Here is an 8,100-nt window from a genome sequence, read left to right on the forward strand (position 1 = left end):
GGGGGGGGGGGGGGGGGGGCCGGGGGGGGGGGGGGGGGGGGGGGGGCCGGGGGGGGGGGGGGGGGGCGGGGGGCCGGGCCGCCCGGGGCCCGCCCCCGCGCCTCAGCCGTCCGCGCGCAGCACCGTCAGCGGCACCTGCACCGCCATCGCCTCTCCGGCCCGGCCGGTGGTCCAGCCGCGGCCGGCGACCGGGGTGGACCGGATCAGGTGCACCGGGAGCCGGATGCCGATCATGTCCCCCTCCTGCAGGCTCTTGGGAGCCAGCAGCAGACCCCGGCGGGCCCGCTTGGCGGCGGTGACCCAGCCGCCCATCGCCACCTGCAGGGCGTCGGCCGGGCCGGCGTAGAGCAGGCCGAGGCCCCGGTCGCGGCCGAAGGTGGCGATGTCCTTGAGGATCCGGTCGCAGGCCGGCATCGCCAACAGGTCCGCGTCGTCGACCACGACCACCCGCGGGCCGCCCAGTTCGTCCAGCGCGGCCTGCACGTCCTGCGGCGCCGGGTCCGGCTCGGTGAGCACCCTGGCCCGCGCGTGCCGGGCCAGCGCCCGCAGCGGGGAGTGCCGGGGCGTCAGGACGACCAGTGAGGTACCGCCGGCCAGCAGCGACACCGCCAGCGAGGCCAGCGAGGTGCTGCGGCCCGATCCGGGCGGGCCGAGCACCGCGAAGGCCGCCGAGGAGCCCGCGAAGTCCACCCCGACCGGGCCCGCGTCGTCGCCGCCCAGCCCCAGCAGGCCCCACATCGGACGCCGCAGCCCGGCCTCGACGGTCTCGTACGCCTCGGCGAAGTCCACCGACCGGGGCAGCGGCGCGACCGGGAAGGGCCGCCGGGCGGCGGGCACCCGGGAGTCCCGGCGGGTGGTCTCGGCGCCGATCGCGGCGAGCGCCTTCGCCTGCTCCTGGCCGCTGTGGTCGGGAGCGAGCAGCGCCACCTGGGTCTCGGTGCCGGTCAGCGCGTGCCAGCCGCGCCCGGGCGGCACCGCCGCCGGCACCTTGCTCGGGGAGAGCCCGACCAACTGGTAGTCGTTGCGGTCGCCCTGGCGCAGCAGCAGCTTGTGGTCGTTGTGGGCCGCCAGCCGACCGCCCAGCAGTGAGCGCTCGGAGCTGGCGACCACGTGGATGCCGGCCGCCGCGCCCTCCCGCAGCAGCCGGGTGACGAGATCGACCAGGCGCCCGTTGTCGTGGTCGTCGAGCAGCCCGGAGAGCGCGTCCCAGCCGTCGATCAGCAGCAGGATGTGCGCGGGCCGCTCGGCCTTGGGCAGCAGTGCGCGGAGCTCGTTCAGGCCGGCCGCGTTGTGCTCGCTGCAGCGCTCCTGGCGGCTGGTCAGCTCGGCGGTGAGCCGGTGCAGCAGGCGCTCCAGGCGCTCCAGGTCGTGCCGCGAGACGACGGCGCCGCAGTGCGGCAGCGCGGAGAGGGCGGCCAGGCCGCCGCCGGCCGCGTCGATGCCGTAGAGGTGCACGTCGGCGCAGGAGGCGGTGCGGGCCGCCGAGCCGGCGAGGGTGCGCAGCACCTGGGTGCGGCCGGAGCGCGGTGCGCCGATCACGTACAGGTGGCCGAAGACGGCGAGGTCGGCGGTGGCGACCCGGCGTTCCTGGAGCTGCGGGACGTCCTCCAGTGCGTACGGGATCGGGGGGATGGCGCCGGTCCGGTCGGGGAGCAGCTCGTCCAGCTCGTCCAGCAGGATCCGCTCCTCCAGGGCGGGCAGCCAGGGGCTGGGCTGCGGGACGAAGTCGTCCAGGCCGGCCGCCGCCTCGCGCAGGGCGGCGACCAGGGCCTGCAGGTCGGTGGGGGCCGGGGCCGCGGGGGCGCCGGGGTCGGTGTCCGTGAGGGGCATCGCGACGGGCCGGCCGAGCCGGGCCCAGGAGAGCTCGGCGGCGCGGACGGTGCGGACCGCGGGGCGGGCCGGGCCGGCCGCCGGGCCGCCCGGCGCGGGGCGGGCGCCGCCGGCCCAGGCGGCCTGGAACGGCACCGTGGAGCGGTGGCCGAGCCGGACGAGCGCGCGGCCGGGGGCGGAGGCGGGGATGTGCACGGCCTCGGAGGTGTCGATGATGTCCTGGCTCTCGGTCGCGTCGGTGACCCGCAGCGCGATCCGGAGGTTGGTGTTGGCGCGGATGTCGCTGGTGACGGCCCCGGAGGGGCGCTGGGTGGCGAGCACCAGGTGGATGCCGAGCGAACGGCCGCGCTGGGCGATCCCGATCAGGCCGGGCACGAAGTCCGGCACCTCGCGGACCAGGGTCGCGAACTCGTCGATGACCAGCAGCAGCCGGGGCAGCGGCGCCAGGGTGGGATCGGCCAGCCGCTTGGAGCGGTACTCGGGGTGGTCCTTGGCCGCGACCTCGGCGAGCAGCCGCTCGCGGCGGCGCAGCTCGGCGCCGAGCGACTCCAGGGCGCGCTCCACCAGGTGGGCGTCCAGGTCGGTCACCATGCCGAGCGTGTGCGGGAGTTCGGCGCACTCGCGGAACGCCGAGCCGCCCTTGTAGTCGACCAGGACGAAGGTCAGCTCGTCGGGCCGGTTGGCGGCGGCCAGCGAGGCGACGAAGGACTGCAGCAGTTCGGACTTGCCGGAGCCGGTGGTGCCCGCGACCAGCGCGTGCGGGCCGTCGCGCACCAGGTCCAGGGTGAGCGGCCCGTCGTAGCCGGTGCCGAGCAGGAAGCCGGTGGACGCGGGCCGCCGCCGCCAGCGCGCCAGCAGCTCGGCCGGGGCGGGCGGCTCCAGCCGCAGCAGGTCGAGCAGCTTGACCTGCTGCGGCAGGCCCGCGTCGTGCTCCGGACTGACGTCGCGCACCGGCGCCAGCGCGCGGGCGACCTGCTCGCACCAGTCGGTGTCCACCTGGTCCGCGCGGACGTCCGTGATGTTCGGCGCACCGGTGCGGCGGACGGTGAGGCGGTGGCCGGCCGCGAGCACCACGGCGGCGCACTCCTCCGGCAGCAGCCGCTCCTGCTCGTCCAGGCAGATGCTGAAGACCCGCACCCGGGGGCCGTCGGTGAGCACCTGCACCATGCCGGGGACGTCGCGCAACTGCCGGGCCCGGTCGGCGATCACCAGCACGTCCGGCTCGTTGAACATCGCCTTGCCCATGGACGAGCCGAGCGCCCGCTGCCGGGCCTGGATCTGGGCGACCAGCTCGGAGATCCGGTTGGCGGTGGACTCCGGGTCGTTGCCGATGCTCACGACCGGGCCGCCGGCCGCGGCCGGCCGCAGGTGCGGCAGCCACCGCACCCACTCCCAGCCCTCCGCCCCGGCCCGCTCGGTGAGCACCACGATCCGCAGGTCGCGCGGGCTGTGCAGGACGGCCGACTGGGCCACCAGCCAGCGGGCGAGGGCCTGCACGGGCTCGCCGGCGCCCGCCACGCCGACCACGCCGTACTCGGCGATCTCCACCCCGATCGGGACGTCCGGGATGTTCCAGCGCACCGTGCGGTGGTTCTCGTCGCGGGCGGGATCGTCGAGCTCCTTCACCGACGGCTGGTCGACGGTGCCGAGCCGGAGCACCAGGTGGTCGGGGTCGCGCCGGCGCCGCTCCCAGAGCCGGCTGCCGGGGCCGACGGCGGTGAGCCCGACGGTGGCCGGGTCGGGGCCGGCCAGGCCGCGGACCAGCCGCTCGCGGTCGGCCGCCGCCCGGATCTCCCCCTCCAGGGTGCGGCGGCGCTGCCGGTAGCGGGCCTCGGCCTGCTCGTGCGCCTTGCGGTTGCCGCGGCGTCCGACGATCCAGTTGGAGAGCGCCATCAGCGGGCTGAACAGGATGAACACCAGGTAAAAGTACGAGTGGAAGACCGCCACCATGACCATGCCCAGCACCATCGGCGCGACCATCAGCAGCAGCGGGAACGGCCGCCGTGAGGGCGCGGTGGGCGGCATCGGCAGCCGCAGCCGCTCGGCGTCCAGGTGCGGGGCGATCCGCGGCGGACGGTTGTAGTCGACCCCGGTGCCGTCCGCGGAGGGCGCCACGGCGGCGTCCGGCTCGACCGGCTCCACCAGGCGCAGCAGCGCGGCGCCGGCGGCGATGTCGCCGCCGAGCGGCCAGGCCACGGCGCCGCTCGGCAGCGCGGCGGCGGCCGGCAGGGTCCCGGGGGCGGGGACGGCCGCCGCCGGCTCGGCCCCCGACCGGGCGGGCCCGGCCTGGGCCGGGAGCCCGGGGGCGGCGTGTGCGGGGAGCGCGTCGCCGGCGGTGCCCGACGGCCCGGGGACGCAGGCCCGCACCTCCACCGGGGACGAACCGGTTCGGTGCCAGAAGGCGGAGCCGTCCTGAGCGACCGTCACCCAGAGACCGCCGGCCGGCACGCCGCCGCCGGGCAGGCGGACGGCGCACGCCTGGTCCGAGCCGATCTCGTGACTCCCCGGCGCCAGCCGCCAGGTCCGACCGGCGCCGGGACCGGAGACCAGGTGGAGCTCCAGCTCCGCCGGGCCGCCGGGCCGCCGCCCGTCCGGCGGGGGCACCCGGACGAGGTCGGGCTCCGCCACCGGGCCGCCGAGGCCGAGGACGGCCCCCTCCAGGACGCCGGCCTCGCTGACCGGAGCGGCCGTGTCCAGCAGGACCGGGCCCAGGTGCAGCCCGCGCGGCTCGGGCACGCCGGTGCCGGCGGCGAGGGCGCCCGGCCCGCCGGCCGATCCGGCCTCCCCGCGCGGCCCGTACCCGTCGGACGGGCGCCGGTCGACGGCGGCGGCCAGGTCTCCCACGGTCGCGTACGGCGGCAGGTCCAGTACATGGTCGCGGCGGCGGGCGTCGGCGCTGTCGACGAGGGTGACGGTGAGCTTCACCGGGCGGTCTCCAGGGGTCGGACTCGGGATGTCGGACGTCGGGGTGCGGGCGTGGCCGCACGGCTGGGCGGCGGGGCGGCCGAGGCCCGGATCGGGTCGGGTCGGATCGGGTCGGGACAGTCGGGACGGGACAGGACGGGTCAGGACGGGACGGCTGCGGAGACGCCGGGCCCGCTCCCGCCCGCTTCCGGGGCGGGTTCGGCGAGGTCGTCGTCGACCGGAACCGCGCGCGGTGCGCCGGGCGCGGCAGGACCGTTCAGCGGGCCCGGTCCGTCGCCGGTGTCCGGGGTGGCGGGTGCCCGAACCGGCCCGAAGGTGCCGTCGTCGCCGGCGAGCGCCTCGGGGCGCGGCAGCCGGAGTCGGCCCCGGACCCCGGGGATCGCGGGGGTCGCCGGGATCGCGGGAACCTCGGGGGTGGAGTCCCCCGATGCCGGGGCGGCCGGGCCCGCGGGCACCTGCGGGCCGGCGGGCCGGTCCGCTTCGACGGGCGCGGCGGGGTCGGTGGCGGGCTCCTCGCCCTGGCCGGCCTCGCCCGCGGGGCGCTGTACGAACCTCGGCCGGGTCGTGGGCGCAGGTGCGAGCGACGGTGCGCCGGGCGCCAGCGGTGCGCTCGGTACCGTCACCCGGCCGAAGACCAGCGGGGGCGGACCGGCGGTCACCCCGCCGTCGGCCCGGCCGGCCGGCTCCGCCTCCTCCGCGGCGGGCTCCGCCGCCGCGACCGGGGCGACCGGCGCCGGTGCGCCGACCTTCACCGCCGCACCGCGGGCCGACCGTCCGGGCAGCCCGGGGCTTCCGGTCGTCGCCGCTCCGCCCTCCTCGGCCGGGTCGGCGCCGAGCGCGGGCACCGCCACCGGCTCCGGGTCCGGCTCCGGCTCCGCGGCGGGCTTGGGAGCGGCGGGCGTGAGAGCCGGCGGCGGGGCCTGCACCGTGGCGCCGATCGCGGACAGGCCCGGCAGTACGGCCTGCGCCGGCCCGTCCCGGTCGGCGAAGCCGTCCGCGCCGAACTCCGGCTCGGCCAGGTCGCCGTCGTCCGCCGGGCCGGCGTCGTGGGCCGGATAGGGCGGCAGCAGCGGGAGGCTGCGGGCCGTCGCCCTGGCCAGCGGGACGGCGTCGACCAGCAGGCCGGTGCCGAGCACGCGCAGCCCGGCCCGGTCCGCGGTGAGCAGCCGGGCGGAGCCCCGGGCGCCGCCGAGCGCCAGCAGACGGGCCCCGCCGGCGGGGCGGACGGCGTCCGGTGCCTCGACGCAGACCGCGAAGGCCGGCGCTCCGCCGGTCGCGGCACGGTCGGCCTTCGCCAGGGCGTCCGCCACGTCCGGGCCGGTGTGACGCGGGTGGACGCCGTCCGCCACGGTGACGGCGCCGGCCGGGAGCCGGGCGTCGAGCTGGGCCGCCACCGCCTGCAGCACGGCGCGGGCGGTGCCGCGCTCGCCGCCCACCGTGGTGACCGCGGGCCCGGCGGCCAGGTCGAGCAGCACGGCATGCCGGCCGTCCGTCCCGAGGGCCGCGAGCAGCGGCGCGGGGCGCGCGCCGGTCACCGCCCGGGCCGCGTCCGCACGGTCGATCCACCAGAGCCGCGGGTCGGTGTCGTCCGGGGCCCAGGGCTGCGGCGGCACCGGCGGGGTGCCTGGTCCGCAGGCGACCAGCACCCCCACCACGGACCTGCCGAGCAGCACCCCGTACGGCTGGACACCGGGCACCCGGCCGGCTCCGAGCGCCGCCCGCTCGGCGTCGGCCCAGCCGGCCTTGTCACCCAACAGCCTGACCAGCAGGCGCACATGGCGGCGGTAGCGGAGCTGGGCCCGGACGGGTGCGGCGAACGCGGCGGCGGTGGCGGCCGCCTCCCGGCGCAGGCCGCGCCGTACGGCCGCCCAGCCGCCGACCCGACGGGCCGCGAGGTGGGCGAGCACGGCGAGCAGCAGGAGCAGGCCCGCGAGTCCGAAGAGGGTACCGGTGCCGCCCGGCACGGCGCTCGCGGCGTTCACGAGGCGATCCCGTGGGCGGCGACGCCGCGGTCGGCGAGGTTCCGCCGCAGCGCCTGCATGCCGTAGTGGGTACGGGACTTGAGGGTGCCGCCGGGTATGCCGAGCAGCCGGGCGGTGTCCGGTCCGGCACGGCCGAGCAGGTGGATGTGCACGACGGCCTCGCGGTGGATCGGGTCGAGCAGGCGCAGCGAGTCGACCAGCACCCGCCGGTCGAGCACCTGGGCGGTCTGGTCGGCGACCGGCGCCTGGTCCGGGAACCCCTCGGCGGCGATGCCGACCGGGACGGCGCGGTCCTTGCGCCATCCGTCGATCAGCAGGTGGCGGGCGACCCGGAACAGCCACATCCGGATCGGCAGGTCGCTCCAGTCCAGGCGGTCGGCCAACTGCCAGGCCCGCAGGAGGGTTTCCTGGACGATGTCCTCGACCAGGTACGGGTCGTGGCGGGCGAGGCTGGTGACGAACCGCTGGAGCCGCTCCCGTTCGGCCAGCAGGAGTTCGGCGCAGTGGTCCGGCCCGGGCGGTGCGTCCGCCACTCTGCGCAGGGGAGCACGTGAGGGCTCGGAGGGACCGTCGGGCGTCCGGCTGGGCATACCGGCGCTGTGCTCCATGAAACTGCTCTTCCTGATCGCGCGGCTATCTGCGGACGGCGGAGCTCCCCTGTCATGTGCGCGCTGGTCGCACATCCCCAACCGGCGGCCACGGTACTGACCACAGTCGTCCAAAGGTTCGTGCAGAGGTGAACAGCAGGCCAAGTCGCGTCGCTCAACTGGCCAACTGGCAGCAGTTCTTGACAATCAGCCACGCGCCGAGCGGCGAATGTTCACCTGCTCGTGGTGTGCGGGAGGGAACCTGTCGTGGACATCCTCACGCCCACTGGAGGCCCGGTGCCCCCCTCCGATCAGCCGTCGGCCGGCCCGCAGTCCACCGGCCGCTTCGCCGACACCTTCACCCGGCACACCCCCTCGCCGCCGCGCGGGCTGCTCCCCGGAGCCCGGGCCTGGGGCGCGACCGTTGCGGTCGCCGCCGCGACCGGGGCGTTCGTACTCGGCGCCGCCCAGCTCCCGCACCTCACCTCGCGTCCGGCGGCGGCAGCCGGCACCCGGCCGGCCGTCGCCGCGTCCGGCGGGCAGCCGTCGGCCCGACCGACCGGGGCGCCCACCGACCGGGCCACCGGCACGGGCGACCGCGCACCGGTCACCGCCGGCCCCGCCCCCACCGTGACCGTGCAGGCCGCGGCGCCGCCGGCTCCGGAGGTCGCGGCCCCGGCCGGCGCCCCCGCGGCCCCCCCGCCCCCGGCACGGGCGCGGCGGCCCCCGCCCGGCCCGCTCGGCCGCCGGTGCCCGGAGCCGCTCGACGTACGGGC

3 protein-coding genes and 1 pseudogene are annotated in these 8,100 nt (G+C 78.4%); 1 reads left to right on the plus strand and 3 read right to left on the minus strand.

Annotation, left to right across the window (positions count from 1 at the left end; translation table 11 throughout):
* Positions 1 to 102 precede the first annotated feature (102 nt).
* The 3 genes from ACFTWP_RS37900 to ACFTWP_RS37910 all read right to left on the minus strand — a co-directional run bounded on the left by ACFTWP_RS37900 (position 103) and on the right by ACFTWP_RS37910 (position 7,270).
* Complete coding sequence (locus ACFTWP_RS37900; protein WP_380269677.1) at positions 103 to 4,755, minus strand: FtsK/SpoIIIE domain-containing protein; 4,653 nt, start codon at positions 4,753 to 4,755, stop codon at positions 103 to 105.
* Positions 4,756 to 4,895: 140 nt separating this feature from the next.
* Positions 4,896 to 6,737 (minus strand): hypothetical protein, encoded by a 1,842-nt coding sequence (locus ACFTWP_RS37905; protein WP_380269678.1) that lies wholly within the window; start codon positions 6,735 to 6,737, stop codon positions 4,896 to 4,898.
* Positions 6,734 to 7,270: a sigma-70 family RNA polymerase sigma factor gene (locus ACFTWP_RS37910; protein ID WP_380269679.1), complete on the minus strand. Its 537-nt coding sequence runs from the start codon at positions 7,268 to 7,270 to the stop codon at positions 6,734 to 6,736. Before ACFTWP_RS37910 ends, ACFTWP_RS37905 begins: the two co-directional genes overlap by 4 nt.
* A gap of 351 nt (positions 7,271 to 7,621) precedes the next feature.
* Between ACFTWP_RS37910 and ACFTWP_RS37915 the strand changes: the two are divergent.
* Positions 7,622 to 8,100: pseudogene (locus ACFTWP_RS37915) on the plus strand (hypothetical protein); the annotation flags it as partial.

This window comes from Kitasatospora sp. NPDC057015, from assembly GCF_042673745.1.
Lineage (GTDB): Bacteria > Actinomycetota > Actinomycetes > Streptomycetales > Streptomycetaceae > Kitasatospora.